This window comes from Pseudoxanthomonas sp. PXM02 (assembly GCF_014851805.1).
In the GTDB taxonomy this organism is placed as follows: Bacteria; Pseudomonadota; Gammaproteobacteria; order Xanthomonadales; family Xanthomonadaceae; genus Pseudoxanthomonas_A.
This window is the reverse complement of record NZ_JACVAK010000001.1, coordinates 1,280,588-1,302,056: the sequence shown is the minus strand read 5'-3', so window position 1 is coordinate 1,302,056 and position 21,469 is coordinate 1,280,588. Positions and strand designations below refer to the sequence as shown.

At 67.7% G+C, this 21,469-nt stretch carries 16 protein-coding genes; 13 read left to right on the top strand and 3 right to left on the bottom strand.

The features are described from left to right. The first annotated feature begins 199 nt into the window (after positions 1–199). From sucC to IB225_RS06305, 5 genes are all read left to right on the top strand, one after another. Entirely contained in the window at positions 200–1,369 is a 1,170-nt protein-coding gene (sucC, locus tag IB225_RS06325) for an ADP-forming succinate--CoA ligase subunit beta (protein ID WP_192310341.1), read from the top strand. Positions 1,370–1,390: 21 nt separating this feature from the next. Continuing rightward, positions 1,391–2,269, top strand: a complete 879-nt coding sequence (gene sucD, locus IB225_RS06320) for a succinate--CoA ligase subunit alpha (RefSeq protein ID WP_192310340.1) — start codon at positions 1,391–1,393, stop codon at positions 2,267–2,269. A 307-nt stretch (positions 2,270–2,576) separates the two neighbouring features. Then, complete coding sequence (locus IB225_RS06315) at positions 2,577–2,963, top strand: endonuclease domain-containing protein (protein WP_192310339.1); 387 nt, start codon at positions 2,577–2,579, stop codon at positions 2,961–2,963. 8 nt (positions 2,964–2,971) lie between these two features. After that, on the top strand, positions 2,972–4,609 hold the full coding sequence (locus tag IB225_RS06310; protein ID WP_192310338.1) for an NAD+ synthase: 1,638 nt from the start codon (positions 2,972–2,974) through the stop codon (positions 4,607–4,609). A 40-nt stretch (positions 4,610–4,649) separates the two neighbouring features. Beyond that, positions 4,650–5,537 (top strand): vitamin K epoxide reductase family protein, encoded by an 888-nt coding sequence (locus IB225_RS06305; RefSeq protein ID WP_192310337.1) that lies wholly within the window; start codon positions 4,650–4,652, stop codon positions 5,535–5,537. Positions 5,538–5,614: 77 nt separating this feature from the next. Here the strand turns inward: IB225_RS06305 and IB225_RS06300 are convergent, their stop codons facing one another. Then, complete coding sequence (locus IB225_RS06300; RefSeq protein ID WP_192310336.1) at positions 5,615–6,499, bottom strand: outer membrane protein assembly factor BamD; 885 nt, start codon at positions 6,497–6,499, stop codon at positions 5,615–5,617. Positions 6,500–6,617: 118 nt separating this feature from the next. Between IB225_RS06300 and rluD the strand changes: the two genes are divergently transcribed. From rluD to IB225_RS06280, 4 genes are read left to right on the top strand one after another with little or no spacing between them, the layout of a single operon-like run. Then, on the top strand, positions 6,618–7,601 hold the full coding sequence (gene rluD / locus IB225_RS06295; protein WP_192310335.1) for a 23S rRNA pseudouridine(1911/1915/1917) synthase RluD: 984 nt from the start codon (positions 6,618–6,620) through the stop codon (positions 7,599–7,601). After that, positions 7,598–8,368, top strand: coding sequence for a peptidoglycan editing factor PgeF (pgeF, locus tag IB225_RS06290; RefSeq protein ID WP_192310334.1), 771 nt, complete (start codon positions 7,598–7,600; stop codon positions 8,366–8,368). Before rluD ends, pgeF begins: the two co-directional genes overlap by 4 nt. Continuing rightward, positions 8,353–8,886 (top strand): DUF4166 domain-containing protein, encoded by a 534-nt coding sequence (locus IB225_RS06285; RefSeq protein ID WP_192310333.1) that lies wholly within the window; start codon positions 8,353–8,355, stop codon positions 8,884–8,886. Before pgeF ends, IB225_RS06285 begins: the two co-directional genes overlap by 16 nt. After that, positions 8,876–9,289 carry a thiol-disulfide oxidoreductase DCC family protein gene (locus tag IB225_RS06280; protein WP_192310332.1) on the top strand — a complete coding sequence of 138 codons (414 nt, stop codon included), beginning with the start codon at positions 8,876–8,878 and terminating at the stop codon, positions 9,287–9,289. Before IB225_RS06285 ends, IB225_RS06280 begins: the two co-directional genes overlap by 11 nt. A 359-nt stretch (positions 9,290–9,648) precedes the next feature. Here the strand turns inward: IB225_RS06280 and IB225_RS06275 are convergent, their stop codons facing one another. Then, complete coding sequence (locus IB225_RS06275; RefSeq protein WP_192310331.1) at positions 9,649–12,081, bottom strand: TonB-dependent receptor; 2,433 nt, start codon at positions 12,079–12,081, stop codon at positions 9,649–9,651. Positions 12,082–12,412: 331 nt separating this feature from the next. Here IB225_RS06275 and IB225_RS06270 point away from each other — a divergent pair, with 331 nt between their 5' ends. From IB225_RS06270 to IB225_RS06255, 4 genes are all read left to right on the top strand, one after another. Further along, complete coding sequence (locus IB225_RS06270; protein ID WP_192310330.1) at positions 12,413–12,889, top strand: DUF3574 domain-containing protein; 477 nt, start codon at positions 12,413–12,415, stop codon at positions 12,887–12,889. Between the two features lie 74 nt (positions 12,890–12,963). Further along, positions 12,964–14,547, top strand: a complete 1,584-nt coding sequence (locus IB225_RS06265; protein WP_192310329.1) for a hypothetical protein — start codon at positions 12,964–12,966, stop codon at positions 14,545–14,547. Between the two features lie 163 nt (positions 14,548–14,710). Then, positions 14,711–17,311 (top strand): ATP-dependent chaperone ClpB, encoded by a 2,601-nt coding sequence (clpB, locus tag IB225_RS06260; protein ID WP_192310328.1) that lies wholly within the window; start codon positions 14,711–14,713, stop codon positions 17,309–17,311. Between the two features lie 137 nt (positions 17,312–17,448). Then, complete coding sequence (locus IB225_RS06255; protein WP_192310327.1) at positions 17,449–19,722, top strand: bifunctional diguanylate cyclase/phosphodiesterase; 2,274 nt, start codon at positions 17,449–17,451, stop codon at positions 19,720–19,722. A 9-nt stretch (positions 19,723–19,731) separates the two neighbouring features. On the opposite strand, the gene ybaL is transcribed toward IB225_RS06255, so the two are convergent. Further along, entirely contained in the window at positions 19,732–21,420 is a 1,689-nt protein-coding gene (ybaL, locus tag IB225_RS06250) for a YbaL family putative K(+) efflux transporter (protein ID WP_192310867.1), read from the bottom strand. Positions 21,421–21,469: the final 49 nt, after the last annotated feature.

Below are 21,469 nucleotides of genomic sequence, written 5' to 3'. Positions count from 1 at the left end.
CGTACTTCCCCTGTAGCGAGGCCCACAGTATAGGCATGCGGGCCGCCGGATCGCCCAGCCAGCCCCTTTGCCACCAAAGGCTTAGATGCCGGGTTTTGCGCCCCCCGGCCGCGTCGGCGACAATAGGGGGCTTGCCCGGCCGCCGCCCCCCATGGCCCCGGCCCGGGCAGTGTCTTCTGTTCCCTACCCACGGTGACGCATGAATTTCCACGAATATCAGGCCAAGCAGCTGCTGGCCGAATACGGCATCCCGGTCCCGGCCGGCAAAGTCGCGGCCACGGCAGATGAGGCGGTTGCGGCAGCGCAGTCCCTCGGCAACGGACCCTGGATGGTCAAGGCCCAGATCCACGCAGGCGGCCGCGGCAAGGCTGGCGGCGTCAAGTTCTGCAAGACCACCGACGACGTGAAGGCGGCCGCCGGCAAGATGCTCGGCACCAAGATGGCCACCTACCAGACCGCCGGCGTCGAACTGCCGGTCGACCTGGTGCTGGTGACCACCGCCGGCGAGATCGTCAAGGAGCTGTACCTGTCGGTCCTGGTCGACCGCGGCACCAAGACCATCACCTACATCGCCTCGTCCGAAGGCGGCGTGGAGATCGAGCAGGTCGCGGCCGAGACGCCGGACAAGATCCACACGCTCAACGTCGACTTCGTCGAGGGTGTGCAGGGCTACCAGGGCCGTGAGTTCGGCTTCAAGATGGGCCTGACCGCCAAGCAGGCCGGCCAGTTCGCCAACATCATGGTGAACCTGTACCGCATCTTCAACGAGAAGGACCTGGCGCTGGTCGAGATCAACCCGCTGGCGATCCTGGACGACGGCAACCTGTACGCGCTGGACGGCAAGTTCAACAGCGACGACAACGCCAACTTCCGCCAGAAGGCCCTGGTCGCGATGCGCGACAAGAGCCAGGAAGACGAGACCGAAGTGCTGGCCTCGGAGATGGACATCAACTACGTGACCATGGACGGCAACATCGGCTGCATGGTCAACGGCGCGGGCCTGGCGATGGCCACGATGGACGTCATCAAGCTCAACGGCGGCGAGCCGGCGAACTTCCTCGACGTGGGCGGCGGTGCCAACAAGCAGCGCGTGATCGAAGCCTTCAAGCTGATCCTGTCCTCTGACAAGGTCGAAGGCATCTTCGTCAACATCTTCGGCGGCATCGTCCGCTGCGACATGATTGCCGAGGGCATCATCGCCGCGGTGAAGGAAGTGGGCGTCAAGGTGCCCGTGGTCGTGCGCCTGGAAGGCACCAACGTGGAAGAAGGCAAGCAGCTGCTGCGCGACAGCGGCATGGCCATCATTCCGGCCGACAACATCAACGACGGCGCCAAGAAGGTCGTTGAAGCGGTCAAGAACGCCGCCTGATCCCGACACCAAGGAATTCACATGTCTGTTTTGATCAACAAGAACACCAAGGTGATCGTGCAGGGCTTCACCGGCCAGCAGGGCACCTTCCACGCCACCCAGATGATCGAGTACGGCACCCAGGTCGTCGGCGGCGTCACCCCGGGCAAGGGCGGCACCACCCACATCGACCTGCCGGTGTTCGACACCGTCGCCGATGCGGTCAAGAGCACCGGCGCCGACGCGTCCGTCATCTACGTGCCGCCGCCGTTCGCGGCCGATGCCATCCTTGAAGCGGCTGCGGCCGGCATCAAGGTCATCGTCTGCATCACCGAAGGCATCCCGGTGCTGGACATGCTGCGCGTCAAGAACGTGCTGACCCGCGCCCATCCGGATACCGTGCTGGTCGGTCCGAACTGCCCCGGCGTGATCACCCCAGGCGAGTGCAAGATCGGCATCATGCCGGGCCACATCCACATGCCGGGCAAGATCGGCATCGTGTCGCGCTCGGGCACGCTGACGTATGAAGCGGTCAAGCAGACCACCGAAGTGGGCCTGGGCCAGTCGACCTGCATCGGCATCGGCGGCGACCCGATCAACGGCCTGAACTTCGTCGACTGCCTCAAGCTGTTCAACGAAGACCCGCAGACCGAAGGCATCATCATGGTCGGCGAGATCGGTGGCGACGCCGAGGAAGCCGGCGCCGAGTACATCAAGAACCACGTGAAGAAGCCGGTCGTCGGTTTCATCGCGGGCGCCTCGGCCCCGGCCGGCAAGCGCATGGGCCATGCCGGTGCGATCGCCTCCGGTGGCAAGGGCACGGCGGAAGGCAAGTTCGCGGCGATGGAAGCCGCGGGCGTGACCACCGTGCGTTCGCCGGGCGACCTGGGTGCGGCCATCGCGGCGCGCTTGAAGAAGTAAGCCTCGCCCAACGGCGATACAGGAAGCCGCCTCCGGGCGGCTTTCTGCTTTTTGTTATCGGAAGTAGGTGTTTGGGTTATCCCGGTTGCATCCAGATGCGCGTGTTCCGTCGGCCCCCACCCCAACCCTCCCCCGCAAGCGGAGGAGGGGGCTGGTCCAAGGGGGCCTGCATGTTCCCCAGATCCAAGTCCCGATCCCTATCCCGGTCCTGATCCTGAAACGCGCGCGATCAGCCCCTTCCCCCGCTTGCGGGGGAAGGTTGGGATGGGGGCAGAATGCCTCCGCAGCCACCGCACAGGATGTGCCCATGCGACAAGGACAGAAACGCGACCGCGCGCGCGAGTTGCGGCGGAACATGACGCTGGCGGAGCGGAAACTCTGGAGTTTCCTCAAGGATCGCCAACTGGAAGGCTTTCGTTTCCGGCGCCAGCATCCCATCGGCCCCTACATCGCCGATTTCGTCTGCCTGGAAGCAGGATTGATCGTCGAAGTGGATGGCGGGCAGCACATGGACGCCAAGATCGACGGCCCACGCGATGCATTTCTCCGAGGGAAAGGGTTCCGCATCCTGCGCTTCTGGAATAATGAGGTCATGGTGAACCTCGAGGGTGTCCGGGCGCTGATACTCAGCGAACTCGGACACTTGCCCCCATCCCAGCCTTCCCCCGCGCACGGGGGAAGGGGCAGATCCTGAAGGCCGATATGACCCCCATGCTTCGCATCGCCATGGCGCAGTTCGATTTCCCCGTCGGGGGTGTCGCGCAGAACAGCGACAGCATCCGGCGGATGATCGCCGAGGCGCGCGACGAGTACGGCGCGGACGTGGTGCTGTTCCCCGAGCTGGCGGTCAGCGGCTATCCGCCGGAAGACCTGCTGTTGCGGCCGCGCTTTCTGGCGGACTGCGAGGCTGCGTTGGCGGAGATCGCCGCCACCACGCATGGCATCGTCGCGGTGGTGGGCTGGCCGCAGAGCGCGGGCAGCGTGGTCTACAACGCGGCCAGCGTGTTGCGCGACGGCGCCATCGAAACGACCTACCGCAAGCGCGAGCTGCCGAACTACGCGGTGTTCGACGAGCGCCGCTACTTCGACGTGGATCCGGATGGCGGCGCCTGCACCTTCGAAGTGAAGGGGGTGCCGCTGGGGCTGGTGATCTGCGAGGACCTGTGGTTCCCGGAACCGCTGGCCGAGACCGGCAAGGCCGGTGCGGTGCTGACGCTGGTGCCGAACGCCTCGCCGTTCGACCGCGACAAGCACGCCCAGCGCGATGCGCTGATCGCCGAGCGCACGCGCGAGACCGGCATGGCGCTGGCTTATCTCAACGTGGTGGGCGGGCAGGATGCGGTGGTGTTCGACGGCGCGTCCGTCGTTGCCGATGGCAATGGCACCGTGCATCCCGCCGCGGCGGCATTTACCGACCAGTGGCTGGTGGTGGATTTCGACGTCGCCACGCGCAAGTTCAGTCCGGTGGTCTGGATGGACGACGGCGACGAAAGCCGTGACGCGCTGGCATGGCGTGCCATCGTGCGCGGCCTGCGCGATTACTGCGGCAAGAACGGATTCTCGAAGGTGTGGTTGGGCCTCTCCGGCGGCATCGACTCGGCGCTGGTACTCGCACTTGCCGTGGATGCGCTGGGCGCGGACAACGTCACTGCGGTGCGGCTGCCGTCGCGCTATACCGCTGGCCTGTCCAACGATCTGGCCGCCGAGCAGTGCGCGGCGCTGGGCGTGAAGCTGGAAGCGATCTCGATCGAAGCGCCGTTCAAGGGATTCCTTGAAGCGCTTGGCCCGGTGTTCGGCGACAAAGCGGCCGATACCACCGAGGAGAACCTGCAGTCGCGCAGCCGTGGCGTGATCCTGATGGCACTGAGCAACAAGTTCGGCGGCCTGCTGCTGACGACCGGTAACAAGAGCGAGTACGCGGTCGGCTATGCGACCATCTACGGCGACATGTGCGGCGGTTACGCGCCGATCAAGGATCTGTACAAGACCGAGGTGTTCGCGCTGGCGCGCTGGCGCAATACCGTGGGCGGCGCGCCGGTGATTCCGCCGGCCGTCATCGACCGTCCGCCGTCGGCGGAACTGCGCGAGAACCAGAAGGACCAGGATTCGCTGCCGCCGTACGACGTGCTGGACGCCATCCTGTTCCGCTACGTCGACCTGGAACAGTCGCGCGACGAGATCGTCGCCGCCGGTTTCGATGCCGCCACCGTCGACCGCATGTTGCGCCTGGTGCGGATCAACGAATGGAAGCGCCACCAGGCCGCGCCGGGGCCGAAGGTCTCGCGCCGCGCGTTCGGTCGCGAGCGCCGCTACCCGATCACCAACAAATACGCGCTTTGACGCCGGCCCGTCGCCGCGCACCGCCGACACGGAGAACACGATGAGCAGGAAGAAGAAGAGCACGGCGCACCGCGACCGTCCGGCGACCCCCACGCCGCGTCCGGCGACCCCGCCGGATCGGGTGATGTTCGCGCTGGCGGCGCTGGGCCTGCTGATCACCGGCTACCTCACGTGGACGGCGGGCAGCGGTTCGGCTTCCGCGTTCTGTACGGCCGACGGTGGCTGCGATGCCATCCAGCGCAGCGGCTGGTCCACGCTGCTGGGTCTGCCAATGGCGCTGTGGGGCTTCGGCCTGTACGCGCTGGTGGCACTGGTGTCGCTGTCGCGCAAGGCCTCGCTGTTGCTGCGCTGGCAGCGGCAATGGCGGCTGGCGCTGCTGGGGCTGGCGATCAGTGTCTACCTGACGCTCGTCGGCAAGCTGGTGCTCGATGCCTTCTGTATCGGCTGCCTGGCGTCACTTGCCGTGCTGGCGGCGATGTTCGTGTGGCTGCAGCTGCGCCGTCCTGCGTCTGCTCCCGGGCAAGCCTGGGGACGCTGGTGGGGCGTGCACGCTGTGCCGGTGGTGCTGGTTGTGGCCCTGCTGCACGTCCACCAGAGCGGGCTGCTGCACCAGCGGCCGGAAAGCCGCCGGGCCGAGGCGCTGGCGCAGCACCTGTCCGACTACGGTGCGAAGTTCTACGGCGCGTCCTGGTGCGTGGAATGCAGCCGGCAGAAAAGCCACTTCGGGCATGCGGCGGATCGGCTGCCGTACGTGGAATGCGCGCCCGGCGGGCGCAATACCCCGATGACGTCCGCCTGTGCGGCCGCGGGCGTCACCGTGTTCCCCACCTGGGTGATCGATGGCATCGAACACAACGGCGTGATGGAGCCGCAGCAATTGGCGGTGCTGACGCGCTTCGACTGGGATGGCGCCGGCACCGCCGACTGATCGGGCCACGACAGGGTGGCAGGTAAAGAAAAAGGGCCGTGAGGCCCTTTTTCTTTTTTCTTGTTATGTCAGGACGGTCAGTCGTCCTTGCGCTGCTCGACCGTGTTGCTCGACTTCTCGCCGGCGAACGGGTTCAGGCGGCGCACCATCCACGGATAGTCGGGGAACTTGCCGACCAGCCAGGGGTGCCGCGGGTCATTGAGCTCCAGGACGCGCTTGGCATCGGCCGCCAGGGTCTGGTTGCCCAGATGGGTGTAGGCCTCGCCGAGCACGGCGATGGCGTCGTTCTGGTAGGCGCTCTGCGGGTAGGTTTCCAGCAGGTAGCGGGCGCGGCTGGCGGCCGACACCCACGCGTCGCGACGCAGGTAGTAGATCGCGGTGTCCAGCTCATGCAGTGCGAACTGGTCGCGCAGCTGGATCATGCGCTGGCGCGCGTCGGCGGCATAACGGCTGTTGGGGTAGTTCTCGGCGACGCGGGCGAAATCGTTGTAGCCCTGCATCGGCGTGGCCAGGTCGCGGCGGCTGGCATCCAGGCGCCAGACCTTCTGCAGGAACACCGTGTCGCGGTTGGAGTTGGCCAGCCCGCGCAGGTAGTACATGTACGGGATGTTGCGGTGGGTCGGGTAGGTGCGGATGAAGCGGTCGACCGTGGTCACGGCGTCGTCCAGCTTGCCGGCCTTGTACTCGGCGTAGGCGGTTTCCATCAGCGCCTGCTCGGTGTACGGGCCGTACGGGTACTGGGCGATCAGGCGGCGGAAGTTCTGCAGGCCGCGGTCCCAGTTGTTGTTCTGCATCGCCCCGTGCGCTTCCTCGTACATCACCTCGACGGGCTGGTTCTCGACTTCCTTCTTCTTGAAGATCTTGCCGCAGCCGGTACCGGTGAGGGCGACGACCAGGGCCAGCAGGACGACGCGGGAGGTCGCGGAGGAGCGGGAGAAGCGGGTGAGGGCACGCTGGGTCATGGGCTGGCGGCAGGCCGCGGCAGGGAAACAGGCCGTCGATGATAGCCTAGGCGCCGCCCTTGCCATGAACAATCGGCCAATACGACCGGAACATGGCCTTCCTGGATGTCTTTCCCGCATGACCGATACCGACTCCCCCGAGACCCCCGACACCCCCCGCACGGCCATCGTGCCCGCCAGCGCGTCCGGCCGGCGCTTCGACGCCGTCCTGGCCGAGCTGTTCCCCGAATTCTCCCGCTCGCGCCTGACCGAGTGGATCAAGTCCGGCAATGCCCTGCTGAACGGTGAGACCGTGCGCCCGCGCGACCCCGTGCGTGGCGGCGAGACCGCCAGCCTGGACGTGGTGCTGGACACCCAGACCCATGCCGAGCCCGAGGACATCCCGCTGGACATCCTGTACGAGGACGAACACGTCTTCGTGCTGGACAAGCCGGCCGGGCTGGTCGTGCACCCCGGTGCCGGCAATCCGACCGGCACGCTGGTCAATGCGCTGCTGTTCCGCGATCCGTCGCTGTCGGCGCTGCCGCGCGCGGGCATCGTGCACCGGCTGGACAAGGACACGTCCGGCGTCATGGTGGTCGCGCGCACGCTGCCGGCGCACACCTCGCTGGTGGCGCAGCTGGCCTCGCGCGACGTGCACCGCCAATACCTGGCGGTGGTGGTCGGCGCGATGGTGTCCGGCGGTACGGCGAATGCGCCCATCGACCGCCATCCGCGGGACCGCCTGAAAATGGCGGTGCGCGAGGACGGCCGTGATGCCGTGACCCATTACCGCCTGCGCGAACGCTTCCGCGCACACACGGCGCTGGAATGCCGGCTGGAGACGGGCCGCACGCACCAGATCCGCGTGCACATGGCGCACATCAAGTACCCGATCATCGGCGACCCGCTGTACGGCGGCCCGCTGCGCCTTCCGAAGGGTGCCAGCGACGAACTGGTCGCGGTGCTGCGCAGCTTCCGCCGGCAAGCGCTGCATGCGGAGACGCTGGAGTTCGCCCATCCCGTGACCGGCGAACCGGTCCGCGTCACCGCGCCGGTGCCGGCCGACATGGTCGCGCTGCTGGCGGCATTGCGCGCGGACAGCCAGGCCAAGCGCGGATGAACCGTGCGCCGGTGGTGCCCGCCGACTGGCCGGCACCCGCCGGCGTGCATGCATTCACGACACTGCGGCAGGGTGCCGGGTTCTCCGCAGCGCCGTTCGATACGTTCAACCTAGGCAACAAGTACGCCGCCGACGGAGACGATCCCGCCGTCGTCACGCGCAATCGCGCGCAGCTGGTCGAGCTCGCCGGCCTGCCTTCCTTGCCGCACTGGCTGAAGCAGGTCCACGGCATCGATGTGCTGCGCGTCGACGCGCCGGCCGATCCCGAGGCGGCCGAGCCCGTCGCCGATGCGCTGGTGACGTCGACGCCCGGCGTGGTGCTGGCCATCCTCACGGCCGACTGCCTGCCGGTGGTGTTCGCGGCGAAGGACGGTCGCGAAGTGGCGGCGGCGCACGCGGGCTGGCCGGGTCTGTCGAGAGGCATGCTGGAGGCCACGCTCAACGCGATGCGGACGCCTGCCGTGGATGTGGTCGCCTGGATCGGCCCCGCCGCGGGGCCGGCACGCTACGAGGTGGGGAAGGACGTGTTCGACGTCTTCGTCAGCCATGACGCCGGTGCCGCAGCGTGCTTCGCGCCGACGCGCCAGGACCATTGGCTGGCCGACCTGCCCGCGCTGGCGCGCCGACGGCTGGTGGCGCGCGGCATGGTGCCAGCCGATATCCACGGTGGCGATCTCTGCACGATCAGCGAGCCCGCGCGTTTCTTCTCGCATCGCCGCGATGGTCGCAGTGGACGCATCGCCACGCTCGCATGGATGCAGCCGTAGCCTCGCTGTTCGCGCAGGTGCTGGGGCCAGCGTTCGATACGCTGCCCACGCCGGTGCGCGCGCTGCATGTGGCGCAGGGGATGAACCGGTACCGCGGTGAGGTCGAGGTGAGGCGCGGCAGCGGCCTGCTGTCGCGGTTCGTGGCGGCAGCCACCCGACTGCCGCCGGCGGGCGCCGGTCCGTTGTGCGTGGAGATCGACGCGTCGCCGTTGCAGGAACGGTGGACCCGCTTCATCGGCGGTCGCGCGATGCCGTCGCGTCTGTGGCGCGAGGGCGAGGTGCTGTGCGAGCAGCTGGGACTGGCGACGTTCGGATTCCGGCTCGAGGTCGTCGACGGCGTCATCGCATGGCGGGTTGCGCGTGTCCGCGTGTTCGGCCTGTCGCTGCCGGTGCGCTGGTTCACCGGCGTTGGCGCACGCGAATCCGCCGACGGCGAGCGCTACGCGTTCGATGTGTGGGCGTCCCTGCCGTTCGTGGGCTTGCTGGTGCATTACCGCGGGTGGCTGGATGTCGGTTGAGTCGCCGCAGCCCGACGGTCCGATCATTGTCTTCGACGGCGTCTGCGTGCTGTGCAACGGGTGGGTGAAGTTCCTGCTGAAGCACGATCGCGAAGGACGCTATCGCTTCGCGGCCATGCAGTCGGACGCCGGGCGTGCGTTGCTGGCAGGACACGGCCTGGATCCTGACGATCCGGCCTCGTTCCTGCTGGTGGATGGCACGCAGGCCTGGACGGACAGCGATGCGATCCGGCGCGTGCTGACGGGGTTGGGTGGCGTGTGGCGGCTCGCGGCGGTGATCGCCGTGGTACCGCGCGTAGTACGTGATCCGCTGTACCGCTGGGTTGCGCGAAATCGCTACCGTTGGTTCGGCACGACGGAATGTCGCGTACCGACGGACGAAGAGCGGGCGCGCTTCCTGTAGGAGCGACGTGAGTCACGACCGTGGCAACGAGTCGCTCGTTGCGTCAGGAAGGATGCTTCACGCGTCGCTGCAAATCGGTGCCCACGTTGTTCCCCATCCCGGCGCATTGCGATGCGCGCTTCTCGGGCGTGTCGTAAAGCGGTGCCCCTGTTGTTCATCACTCGGGCGCGTGGCGACGCGTTCTTCTCCTTGACTGCCGCACGCTTATTGCTGCGCGGTCTGATCGTCCGGACGCCGGCGCGGGGAGGGCCAGCCTGCCCTCCGGCGCGCGACGGTTGCCCGCCCGTTCCCGTGCCGCGGCGCCCGTCCGACCAGTTCGTGTGCCGCCTCCGTCACGGAGGCGGCGATGCCCGTGCAACTCAGAACGTGTAGCGCACCCGCGTGTAGTAGTACGCGCCGTTGCTGCCGATCGGCGAGAGCACGTCGTACGGCAGGTTGCCGAAGTAATAGATGTCCTCGTTCGACAGGTCCGGATACTCGTCGGTCAGGTTCAGACCGCCCAGCGCCATGCTCCACTTCGGAGTGATCCTGTATTCGACTTCGGCGTCGAGCTGCCACTCGGCACCGTAGCGCTGTTCGGGTTCGAAGCCGCCACCGAAATTGAACACGCGCTTGGCGCTGCCGTGGCGGCTGACGCGGCCGAGCAGGTTCCAGTGGTCGTTGTTCCAGTTGGCGGAGAGCTGCGCGCGGGTGCGCGGGGCGGCGTCGGTGAGGGTGTTGCTCTCTTCCACGCCGAACAGCTGGTAGGACGGATCCAGCGCCAGCAGCTGCGCGGGCGTGGCGACGATGTTCTTCAGCTCGGTCTTGGCGTAGCTGTAGGTGCCGGTGAGCAGCAGGTTGCCGCCGGCCAGCGCCTGCCGCCAGTTCGTCACCAGTTCCACGCCCTGCGTGCGGGTGTCCGCCGCATTGGTGAAGAAGTTGACGCTCTGCACGCCGCGCACGCCGAACTCGTCCTCGACGAAGTCGGTCAGTGCGTCGCCGGTGATGCTTTCCGACAGCGCGATGCGGTCATCGATCTCGATGTGGAACACGTCCAGCGACAGGTCGAAGTGCTCGCCGATGCGGCTGGTGAAGCCGAGGCTGGCGTTGATCGACTTCTCCGGGTCCAGTGCCTGCGCACCGAGCGCGCGGGCGATCGGGTTGTTGACCGACAGCAGGCGGCCCTGGGTCAGCTGGCCGGCGGCGCTGTAGCCGGTCGACGTGGACTCGTAGCCGATCTGCGCCAGCGATGGTGCGCGGAAGTTGTTCGACAGTGCGCCGCGCAGCGCGAACGCCGGGGCGAACTCGTAGCGGGCGGCGACCTTGCCGGTCAGCTCGCCGCCGAAGTCGCTGTAGTGCTCGTAGCGCAGGGCGACGTCGGTGGTCAGCTTCTCGCCGAAGCTGCTGGACAGTGCGGCGTAGACGCTGGCGACATCGCGGTCGAGGTTGGCCACGTCCTGCGGAGTCAGGCCGCCACCGGCCTGCGAACCGGTCGGGCGGTCGATGTACGGGCCGGCGGCGTAGCTGGCGGGATCGCCGGCGCCGGTCTCGTATTCCTCGAAGCGGAACTCCGCGCCGAAGGCGACGTCATGCGTGGTGTCGCCGCTGCCGAAGCCGCGGCTCAGGTCGAGGTTGGCCAGCGTCTGCGACGACTCGTAGTCGCCGGTCTTGAAGCGCGTCGGGCTGGTCGGGCCGAGCGAGGCATTGAGCGAATCGCGCAGGCGGTAGGTGAAGCTGTTGCCGCCATGATTGAGGCTGGCATCGTAGTCCCAGCTGCCCCACTGGCCGCGCACGCCGCCGACGATGGCCACGTCCTGGTTCTCGCCCAGCGACACCGGGCGGTAGCCGTTCGGGTACACCTCCGGCCAGTTCGACACGCCATCCGGATAGCGGAAGTAGTTGGCGCCGACGGTGTCGCGCTTGTTGTAGGTACCGAAGACGTAGAACTCGGACGCTTCGCCCAGCGGCAGGCTGGCGTTGACCCAGGCGTTGAGGTCCTTCGACGCGCCATCGCCCAGGTGGTAGTTGCGCTGGCCCTGCACGGCCAGGTTGGCCGGCGACTGGTCCCACGGTGGCACCTGGTCGAAGCCGGCGCGGTTGGTGGCCTCGCGGTTCTTCAGTTCGAAGCCGACACGGAAGAAGCCGCCGTCGCCGATTGCGGTGCCGACCTTGCCCGACAGGAAGCTGGTCTGGCCGTCGGTGAGGGTCTGGTTGATCGGTTCGACATCGGTGTGGTGCAGGCCGAAGCTCGCTTCCCACGCGCCGCCCTCGGGCGCGTCGTCGAGGATGATGTTGACCACGCCGGCGACCGCGTCGGAGCCGTACTGCGCACCGGCACCATCGCGCAACACTTCGATGCGCTTGATCGCGGTGACCGGGATCGCGTTGAAGTCGACCGGCGTGGTGCCGCGGCCGATCTTCGAGCCGGTCGTCACCAGCGCGGTGGTGTGGCGGCGCTTGCCGTTGACCAGCACCAGCACCTGGTCGGGCGCCAGGCCGCGCAGCTGTGCCGCACGCACGTGGTCGGCGCCGCCGGAGTTGGACTGGCGCGGGAAATTGAACGACGGCAGCAGCGCCTGCAGCGCGCTGCCCAGCTCACCGTTGAGCACGCCGGCCTTGCGGATGTCCTCGGCGGTCAGCACGTCGATCGGCGAGGTCGATTCCAGCGCGATGCGGTCGCTGGCGCGGGTACCGGTGACGATCACCGCATCCAGGTCGGTGGTACCGGCGGCGGGCGCCTGCTGGGCGAACGCGGGGAAGGCGAGGGCAAGCGCGATGGCAGCGCCGAGCGGCGCCACGGTGAGGCGGGACATGGAAACTCCTGAAGGGTGGGGTACGGGAAGGGGAAGCGGACGACGACGGCCGGATCAGGGGCAACGACAACCGCAGCCGCCGGTCCCGTGTGGGGAGAGACCAAGGGGGACGTGGGCGGCTACGGGTCGTGCGATCGGCATCGGGACAAAAGGTGTCGTGTGGGTCGTCGTCCCCGGTCATTTGGCTGTGCCGGGGTGACGGAACCTTACCGCGCCGGTTCACCTGCATGACCGTCCGAGGCCATGGCGTGATCCCATTTGCTCATAACCAGTGGCTATTTCGATGCGCGATGATGTCCGCCGACAGTACGCGTCCCTACTGGAGTTCCCCATGTTGTTGAGAAGTCTTTTCCTGGCCACCGCATTGCTGGCCGTGTCCGGATGCGCCAGCGTCCGCAACCCCGACAGCCCGTCCTCCACCACGTCGTCGCTGCAGGGCGACGCCTTGCGTCCGTCGCAGGCCGCCGGTTGGGTACGCAGCGAGCTGTACTTCGGCGTGGGGAAAGAAACGGGGCCCGCGGACCGCCCGCAGGCCGAGACGATTACCGAGGAAACGTGGCGCGCCTTCCTGGACAAGGAAGTGACCGCGCGCTTCCCGGATGGCCTGACCGTGTTCGACGCCTACGGCCAGTGGCTGTTCCGCGGCGCCGGCGAACCCAACCGCCTGAAGACCAAGGTGCTGGTGGTGCTGCACGAAGACACCCCGCAGCGCCGCGCCGACATCGAGGCGATCCGCCTGGCGTGGAAGCAGGCCACCGGCCACCAGTCGGTGCTGTGGTCGCGCCACGCGGTGGACGTATCGTTCTGAACCCGGTGCGCCCGCCGTCCGTGCGGGCGCTTATGCTGGCGGCCTTCCGCCCTCCCCACTGATTGCTGCCTTCCATGACCGCATCGGCTACTCCCGTGCGCCGCTGGTTCGTTCCCGGCGACCTCAACGGTTTCTTCGGCCTGGTGGTGGACAACCTGTCCATCCTCGGCTTCATCGCCGCCGCGCTGGTCGGCATCTTCCAGTTCCCGGCCGACGTGGTGTTCACCCGCATGTTCCCCGGCACCGCGCTGGGCGTGCTGGTCGGCAACCTGATCTACACGTGGATGGCGCACCGGCTGGCGGCGAAGACCGGTCGTGACGATGTCACCGCGATGCCGCTGGGCCTCGACGCGCCCACCAGTATCGGCATGGCCTTGCTGGTGCTGGGCCCGGCCTTCATCGGCTTCAAGCAGGCAGGCCTGGACGAACAGGCGGCCGCCACGGCCACGTGGCAGCTCGGCATGGCGTCGCTGGTCGTGATGGGCGTGCTGAAGCTGGTGCTGTCGTTCTTCGGCGATGCGGTCACGCGCGCGGTGCCGCGCGCCGGCCTGCTCGGTTCCATCGGTGGTGCGGCGCTGACGCTGCTGGGCTTCCTGCCGCTGATCGAAACGCTGCGCCAGCCCATCGTCGGCTTCGTCACCTTCGGCCTGCTGCTGTACGTGCTGGTCGCGAAGGGCAAGTTGCCGGTGAAGATCCCGGGCGTGCTGCTGGCGTTCCTCGTCGGCACCGCGCTGTACTACGGGCTCGGCCTGGCCGGCCTGGGTGCGCCGGGCTTCAAAGTGCCCGACGCGGTGCCGCTGGCTTTCACCCTGCCGCTGCCCACGCTGGGCTGGCTGGAGGGCCTGGCCTACACCGTGCCCTACCTGCCGCTGTTGCTGCCGTTCGGCCTGCTGATGGTGGTGGGCGGCATCAACGTCAGCGAAAGCGCGCGCGCGGCCGGCGACGACTACCGCACGCGCGACGTGCTGCTGGCCGAAGCCATGTCCACGCTGGTCGCGGGCTTCTGCGGCGGCGTGGCGCAGACCACGCCCTACATCGGCCAGCCTGCGTACAAGCACATGGGCGCGCGCAAGGGCTACACGCTGCTGACCGGCCTCTTCATCGGCCTGGGCGGCGTGCTCGGCTACGTGTCCGGGCTCGTGCAGTGGCTGCCGGTCGCGGTGCTGGCGCCGATCATCGTGTACGTGGGCCTGGACATCACCGTGCAGGCCTTCACCGAGACGCCGCGCAAGCACGCCATCGCGGTGGCGCTCGGCTTCCTGCCATCGGTGGCGTACCTGCTGACGATCAAGTTCGGCAATCCGGCGTGGATCGCGCCAGACCATTTCGCCGGCCTGTACGAAGGTGTGGATGGCCACGGCCTGCCGGACCTGGCCACCATCGTCACGCTGGGTAACGGCTTCATCATCACCGCGATGATCTGGACCACCGCGCTGGTGGCGATGATCGATGGCCGCAACGGCCGTGCGGTCGTCGCGCTGCTGGTCGGTGCCGTGCTGACGCTGTTCGGCATCATCCACTCGGTGGATCCGCGCGGCGGCATCTACCTGCCGTGGGAGGTCGAGGGCCTGCGCGCGACGATCCTGTGGCAATTCGCCGGCGCCTACGCCGCGTTGGCCGTGCTGCTGGGCGCACTGTCCCTGCAGAAGAAGGCCTAGGGCGAGCCTTGGCCCGCCACCCTGTTACGTGCGAAGACGGTGGGCCAAGGCCCACCCTACGGTGAATCCCGGTCTCAGCGGGCCTTGAAACACCGGCGCTTAACCGCATCTGGGTAGCATTGGCTGGCGTTCGCCGGCCCCTTTCTTCCTAGAGGTTCTCCCGATGCGGATGGACAAACTGACCTCGCGTTTCCAGCAGGCGCTGGCCGACGCACAGTCGCTGGCCGTGGGCCGCGACCACACCATGATCGAACCGGTCCACGTGCTGACCGCACTGCTCGAGCAGCAGGGCGGCAGTTCGCGGCCGCTGCTGGCGCAGGCCGGCGTCAACGTGCCCGTGCTGCGCGAACGGCTGACGGAAGCGCTCGACAAGCTGCCGAAGGTGACCGGACAGGCCGGTCAACTCTCCATCGGCAACGACCTGTCGCGCCTGCTCAACGTCACCGACAAGCTGGCGCAGGACGCAGGCGATACCTACATCGCCGGCGAGTGGTTCCTGCTGGCCGCGCTGGACGACAGCGGGGCCGCCGGCCAGGAGCTGAAGGCCAGTGGCGCCGACAAGCAGAAGCTGCGCACCGCCATCGAGCGCCTGCGCGGTGGTGAGAAGGTGCAGTCCGAGAACGCCGAGGACCAGCGCCAGGCGCTGGAGAAGTACACCATCGACCTGACCGCGCGCGCCGAAAGCGGCAAGCTCGATCCGGTGATCGGCCGCGACGAGGAGATCCGCCGCACCATCCAGGTCCTGCAGCGCCGCACCAAGAACAACCCGGTGCTGATCGGCGAGCCCGGCGTGGGCAAGACCGCCATCGTCGAAGGCCTGGCCCAGCGCATCGTCAACGGCGAAGTGCCCGAAGGCCTGCGCGGCAAGCGCGTGCTGTCGCTGGACATGGGCGCACTGATCGCCGGCGCGAAGTTCCGCGGCGAGTTCGAGGAGCGCCTGAAAGGCGTGCTCAACGACCTGGCCAAGAACGAAGGCCAGATCATTCTCTTCATCGACGAATTGCACACGATGGTCGGCGCCGGCAAGGCCGAAGGCTCGATGGATGCCGGCAACATGCTGAAGCCCGCGCTGGCGCGCGGCGAGCTGCACTGCATCGGCGCGACCACGCTGGACGAGTACCGCAAGTACGTCGAGAAAGACGCCGCGCTGGAGCGCCGCTTCCAGAAGGTCTTCGTCGGTGAGCCCAGCGTCGAGGACACCATCGCCATCCTGCGCGGGTTGAAGGAGAAGTACGCCGTGCACCACGGCGTGGAGATCACCGACCCCGCCATTGTCGCCGCGGCGCAGCTGAGCCATCGCTACATCGCCGACCGCCAGCTGCCGGACAAGGCCATCGACCTGATGGACGAGGCCGCCAGCCGCATCCGCATGGAGATCGATTCCAAGCCGGAAGAGATGGACCGCATGGAGCGCCGGCTGATCCAGCTGAAGATCCAGCGCGAAGCGCTGAAGAAGGAAAAGGACGCGCAGTCGAAGCAGCGCCTGGCCGACCTCGAGACCGAGATCGAAGCCCTGCAGCGCGAGTTCAACGATCTCGAGGAAATCTGGAAGGCCGAGAAGGCCACGCTGACCGGCGCGACCAAGGTCAAGGAACAGATCGAGCGCGTGAAACTGGAACTGGAAGCCGCGCAGCGCAAGCAGGACTACGCGCGCATGAGCGAGTTGCAGTACGGCCAGCTGCCGGAGCTGGAGAAGCAGCTCTCCGCTGCGCAGGAAGCTGAGCAGAAGGGTTTCCGGCTGCTGCAGGACAAGGTGACCGACGAGGAGATCGCCGAGGTCGTCAGTCGCTGGACCGGCATCCCGGTCAGCAAGATGCTAGAGGGCGAGCGCGAGAAGCTGCTGCAGATGGAGCAGTCGCTGCGCGGTCGCGTGATCGGCCAGGAGGAGGCGATCAAGGTCGTGTCCGATGCGGTGCGCCGTTCGCGCGCCGGCATTTCCGATCCCGACCGGCCGAGCGGTTCGTTCCTGTTCCTCGGCCCGACCGGCGTCGGCAAGACCGAGCTGTGCAAGGCGCTGGCCGAATTCCTGTTCGACAGCAGCGACGCGATGATCCGCATCGACATGAGCGAGTTCATGGAGAAGCACGCGGTCAGCCGGCTGGTCGGTGCGCCTCCTGGCTATGTCGGCTACGAGGAAGGCGGCTACCTGACCGAGGCCGTGCGTCGTCGCCCGTACAGCGTGATCCTGCTGGACGAGGTGGAGAAGGCGCATCCGGACGTGTTCAACATCCTGCTGCAGGTGCTGGACGACGGCCGCCTGACCGACGGCCAGGGCCGCACGGTCGACTTCCGCAACACCGTGATCGTGATGACGTCCAACCTCGGCTCCAGCCTGATCCAGGACATGTCGGAGAACGACGGCTCGGCGGACAGTCCGGAGCGCTACACGCAGATGAAGGCGGCGGTGATGGGCGTGGTGCAGGCGCACTTCCGCCCGGAGTTCATCAACCGGCTCGACGACATCGTCGTGTTCCATCCGTTGGACAAGGCGCAGATCCGCGACATCGCGCGCATCCAGACACGCTATCTGGCCAAGCGCCTGGCCGAGCGCCAGATCACGCTGGAGCTGGACGACTCGGCGCTGATGCTGCTGGGCAATACCGGCTTCGATCCGGTGTACGGCGCGCGTCCGCTGAAGCGGGCGATCCAGGCGCAGTTGGAGAATCCGCTGGCGCAGAAGATCCTGTCCGGCGCCTTCGGTGCGGGCGATACCGTGCGCGTGCGCGCCGAAAGCGGGCAACTGGTGTTCGACGTCACGCGCTGACCGGCGGTCGGCGCGTGCGTGTCCTGTTTCCGTCCACGGCCCCGTAGTAGTACGTTATTGGGCGGACTGCGATCGTGCAGGTCCGCGTCAGATGACCTCCGCACTCGCGGAGGGGCGCAAGGGGCAAGGACGGACCGATGGCCGATCATGCAGGGCAGCCGGTGCGTGGCCTGGGCGGGAGCATGCAGGTGCTCCTGCTCGGCGGCATGTGCGTGCTGCTCCAGCAGGTCCCGATCCGGTACCGCATCGATTTCTTCGGTCAGCTGGCCGACGCCTCGCTGATCCACTTGCACACCGGGCTGTTGCTCGCCATCGCCATGCTGGTGCGCGACCGCCGCGTGGTTGCCGGCTGCTTCGCCATGGCGTTCGCCGGCTGGACGCTGCGTCAGCTGTATCTCTTCGATGACGGTCGTCCGACCTGGATGCTGGCCTGGGGAGCAGGCAGCTATCTGCTCCAGTTCGCCTGGACACTGGTGTGCGCGCACTGGATGGAGTGGCCACGGAACCTTGGTGCACGCTTGCACCGGCCCGACCTGCTGCGGTTTGCCGCGTTCGGCCTGCTGCTGTATCCGCTGGGGATGGCGCTGATCGGCCTCAGCATCATGCTGGTCTCGTCGCAGTCCGGTGCAGTGAGCACGGCGTTCCAGATGTTCTTCGCCAAGCAGTTTGGGGTCGTGGTGGTGACGCTGCCGCTGGTCATCGGCTGGCTGGAGCGCAGGACCCCCACGCCTCGCGCCGACGTGGGCACGCACTGGCTGTTGCCGGTCGTGCTGGGGCTGGGCCTGCTGGTCAGCCTGTGGGCCGCCGTGCAGGTGCGGCATGCCTTCAACGGCCTGTCCACCCTGACGTCCGGTCCGGTGCTGATGGACTACCGCTTCGCGGTGCTGGTCGTGCTGGCCTGGTGCATGCTGCGGCTGCCGCCGCGATGGGCGATGCTGGCGTTGTCGCTCACCCTGCTGCTGCTGGTCGGCATGGTGGCGGGCACGGCCGAGTACGCCAACACGTCGGTGGGCTTTTTCAATCTGCTCCACATCGCGGTGGAGTTGAACATCCTGCTGCTGGCCACGCTCTACCTGTGGCTGACCAACCGCGACCGCTCCGCGCTGGCCGAGCAGCTGTCCGAAGAAACCCTGCGCGACCAGGTGACGGGATTGCCCAACCTGAAGGCGCTGCGCGAGCGCATGGACCGGCCGCTGCCGCGCACGGAACTGGGCTACCTGCTGCTCGACCAGACCGACACGCTGGTCGCCGGCTTCGGGCTGGACACACAGGCGCAGGCGATGAACGCCACGGCGCGGCGGTTGGAGGATCTGGTCGAGACCTACTACGTGGGCACCGGCCAGTTCGCGCTGCTGCCCCGGCCCGGGCGCGATGCTGATCTATGGGAGCGCGTGATGGCGCGCGTGGAGCATGCCGAGATCGATGTCGGCGGCGAGCCGATCCGCCTGCTGCCGTACCTGGGGGTCGCCGCGTTCAATGGCGTCCATGCAAGCGTGATCGACGGAGCCGTGCTGGCGGCCTCGCACCTGGCCTTCGAAGCGCGGCAGCACGGCGAATTGCGGCCGCGCTACAGCGACATCGGCGATACCCAGGTCCGGCGCACGCATCGTCGCCAGCTGCACGATGCCACCGAGGCGCTGGCCAGCCTGCGCAGTGAGCGCGTGGCGCTGTACTTCCAGCCCATCCGCGATCTCGCCCCCGACATGCAGACCGAGTCGCGCATGCTGGCCGGTGAAGTGCTGTGCCGGTTGCTGGACGAGAAAGGCGAAATCATGTCGCCAGCGCGCTTCATGGCGCCGCTCGAGGCCGCCGGTCGCGGCGCGGAGCTCGACCTGGCGGTGATGCGTGCGCTGTTCCGGTTGCTGCGCAAGTCGCCGGGTGCGCTGCCGTACTGCCGCGAGATCGCGATCAACCTCACCGGCCAGAGCCTCGCGTCGATGAGCTTCCAGGTGGAACTGCGCACGTTGCTGGCGGGTTCGCCGTTGCCGATGAGCGCCCTGTGCTTCGAGGTCACCGAAACCGCCGCCATCTCCAATACCGCGGCCGCCAGCCACCTGCTCGCCGACCTGCGCGCGCTGGGCTGCCACATCGCCATCGATGACTTCGGCACCGGCATGCAGAGCTTTGCGCGCCTGCGCGAACTGCCGGTCGACGTGATCAAGATCGACGGTTCGTTCGTGCGCAACGTCGCGCAACTCGGCAAGGATTACGCGGTGGTGCAGGCATCGGTCGCCGTGGCGAAGGCGTTCGGCGCGACTACCGTGGCCGAATTCGTCGAGGACGAGGACACTGAATACTGCCTGCGCCGTCTCGGCGTGCACCGCGTCCAGGGCTACCTCTACGGGGCGCCGCGACCGCTGGCCGAAGTACTGGCGGAAGTCGCGGCGGAAGCACCGGCCGCGCGCGATTGACCCGCGACCTCAGGTGGTCGCGCGCTGCGGTCGGTAGGGCGGCGTGGACATCACCATTTCGGCCAGCGAGAACGCCAGTTCGCGCTCGGCCAGCACCGCGCCGTCGGCGCCATGCGACAGCAGATGCTTCACTTCGCCCTCGCTGTGCGCGCGCGCCAGCAGCGTCAGCCCCGGATTGATCGCACGCAGTTTGGCCAGGGCCTCGCCGGCTTCCAGCGGCTGCGGGATCGCCAGCACCGCGATCTTGGCGCGCTCGGGATGCGCTTCGGCCAGCACCTTGTCGGCGGCTGCGCTGCCGCGGATCGCCGGAATGCCGGCGTCATGCGCGCGGGCGACATGGTCGCCGTTGTCGTCGATCACGATCAGCGGCACGCCGCGGTCGCGCAGCACGCGCGCCAGTTCGCTGCCCACGCGGCCGTAGCCGATGATGATGGCGTGGTCGGTGACGTCCAGCGACGGGCCGGGCGGCGCCTCGGGTGCGACCGGCACCGGCGCCAGTGCGTCCTGCTTCTTCTGCCAGCGGTCCAGCCAGGTGAACAGGAAGGGGTTGGCGATGATCGACAGCAGCGAGCCGGCCAGGATCAGGTCGCGGCCCTCCGGCGGCAGGATCTTCAGCGCCACGCCGAGCGCGGCGAGGATGAAGGAGAACTCGCCGATCTGCGCGAGGCTGACGGAGATCGTCAGCGCGGTGCCGGTGGGGTGCTTGAACGCCTTGACGATGTAATACGCCGCCACCGACTTGCCGATCACGATGATGCCGAACGTGGCCAGCACCTGCCACGGATGCGCCATGACGATCGCCGGGTTGAACAGCATGCCGACCGAGACGAAGAACAGCACCGCGAACGCATCGCGCAGTGGCAGCGAGTCGTTGGCGGCCTTGTGGCTGAGTTCCGATTCGTTGAGCAGCATGCCGGCGAAGAACGCGCCCAGCGCGAACGACACGCCGAACATCATCGCCGAGCCGAATGCCACGCCCAGCGCGATGGCCAGCACCGACAGCGTGAACAGTTCGCGCGAGCCGGTGGCGGCGATCTTCTCCAGCGTCCACGGGATCACGCGGCGGCCGACCAGCAGCATGAAGGCGACGAACGCGCCCAGCTTGATGAAGGTCCAGGCGATCTCCACCGCGAAGCGGCCGAAGGTCGCCGGTTCGCCGCCATTGTCGGGGCCGAAGGTGGACGCCAGCACCGGCAGCATCACCAGCGCCAGCACCATCACCAGGTCTTCGACGATCAGCCAGCCCACCGCGATGCGGCCGCGCTTGGTTTCCAGCAGACGGCGTTCTTCCATCGCCCGCAGCAACACCACGGTGCTCGCCACCGACAGCGCCAGACCGAACACGAAGCCGTTGAGCGGCGTCCAGCCCATGCCCCAAGCCAGTGCCCAGCCCAGCCCGGTGGCAACCACGATCTGCACGATCGCGCCGGGAATGGCGATCGCCTTGACCTCCAGCAGGTCTTCCAGCGAGAAGTGCAGGCCCACGCCGAACATCAGCAGCATCACGCCGAGTTCGGACAGCTGGGTGGCGAGTTCCTGGTCGGCGACGAAGCCGGGTGTGAACGGGCCGACGAAGATGCCTGCAACCAGATAACCGACCAGCGGCGAGAACCGCAGCTTGTGGGCGAGCGCGCCCAGCACGAAGGCCAGCGCAAGGCCCACCGCGATGATGTTGATCAGGTCGGTGTCATGGTGCATCGAATAGTGAAGTTCCTCGGCATCTGCCCCGAGTGTCGCCGATGCGGGC

Coding starts and splice junctions, on each gene's coding strand:
- sucC (WP_192310341.1), top strand. CDS start 200: ATGAATTTCCACGAATATCAGGCCAAGCAGCTGCTGGCCGAATACGGC.
- sucD (WP_192310340.1), top strand. CDS start 1,391: ATGTCTGTTTTGATCAACAAGAACACCAAGGTGATCGTGCAGGGCTTC.
- IB225_RS06315 (WP_192310339.1), top strand. CDS start 2,577: ATGCGACAAGGACAGAAACGCGACCGCGCGCGCGAGTTGCGGCGGAAC.
- IB225_RS06310 (WP_192310338.1), top strand. CDS start 2,972: ATGACCCCCATGCTTCGCATCGCCATGGCGCAGTTCGATTTCCCCGTC.
- IB225_RS06305 (WP_192310337.1), top strand. CDS start 4,650: ATGAGCAGGAAGAAGAAGAGCACGGCGCACCGCGACCGTCCGGCGACC.
- IB225_RS06300 (WP_192310336.1), bottom strand. CDS start 6,499: ATGACCCAGCGTGCCCTCACCCGCTTCTCCCGCTCCTCCGCGACCTCC.
- rluD (WP_192310335.1), top strand. CDS start 6,618: ATGACCGATACCGACTCCCCCGAGACCCCCGACACCCCCCGCACGGCC.
- pgeF (WP_192310334.1), top strand. CDS start 7,598: ATGAACCGTGCGCCGGTGGTGCCCGCCGACTGGCCGGCACCCGCCGGC.
- IB225_RS06285 (WP_192310333.1), top strand. CDS start 8,353: ATGGATGCAGCCGTAGCCTCGCTGTTCGCGCAGGTGCTGGGGCCAGCG.
- IB225_RS06280 (WP_192310332.1), top strand. CDS start 8,876: ATGTCGGTTGAGTCGCCGCAGCCCGACGGTCCGATCATTGTCTTCGAC.
- IB225_RS06275 (WP_192310331.1), bottom strand. CDS start 12,081: ATGTCCCGCCTCACCGTGGCGCCGCTCGGCGCTGCCATCGCGCTTGCC.
- IB225_RS06270 (WP_192310330.1), top strand. CDS start 12,413: ATGTTGTTGAGAAGTCTTTTCCTGGCCACCGCATTGCTGGCCGTGTCC.
- IB225_RS06265 (WP_192310329.1), top strand. CDS start 12,964: ATGACCGCATCGGCTACTCCCGTGCGCCGCTGGTTCGTTCCCGGCGAC.
- clpB (WP_192310328.1), top strand. CDS start 14,711: ATGCGGATGGACAAACTGACCTCGCGTTTCCAGCAGGCGCTGGCCGAC.
- IB225_RS06255 (WP_192310327.1), top strand. CDS start 17,449: ATGGCCGATCATGCAGGGCAGCCGGTGCGTGGCCTGGGCGGGAGCATG.
- ybaL (WP_192310867.1), bottom strand. CDS start 21,420: ATGCACCATGACACCGACCTGATCAACATCATCGCGGTGGGCCTTGCG.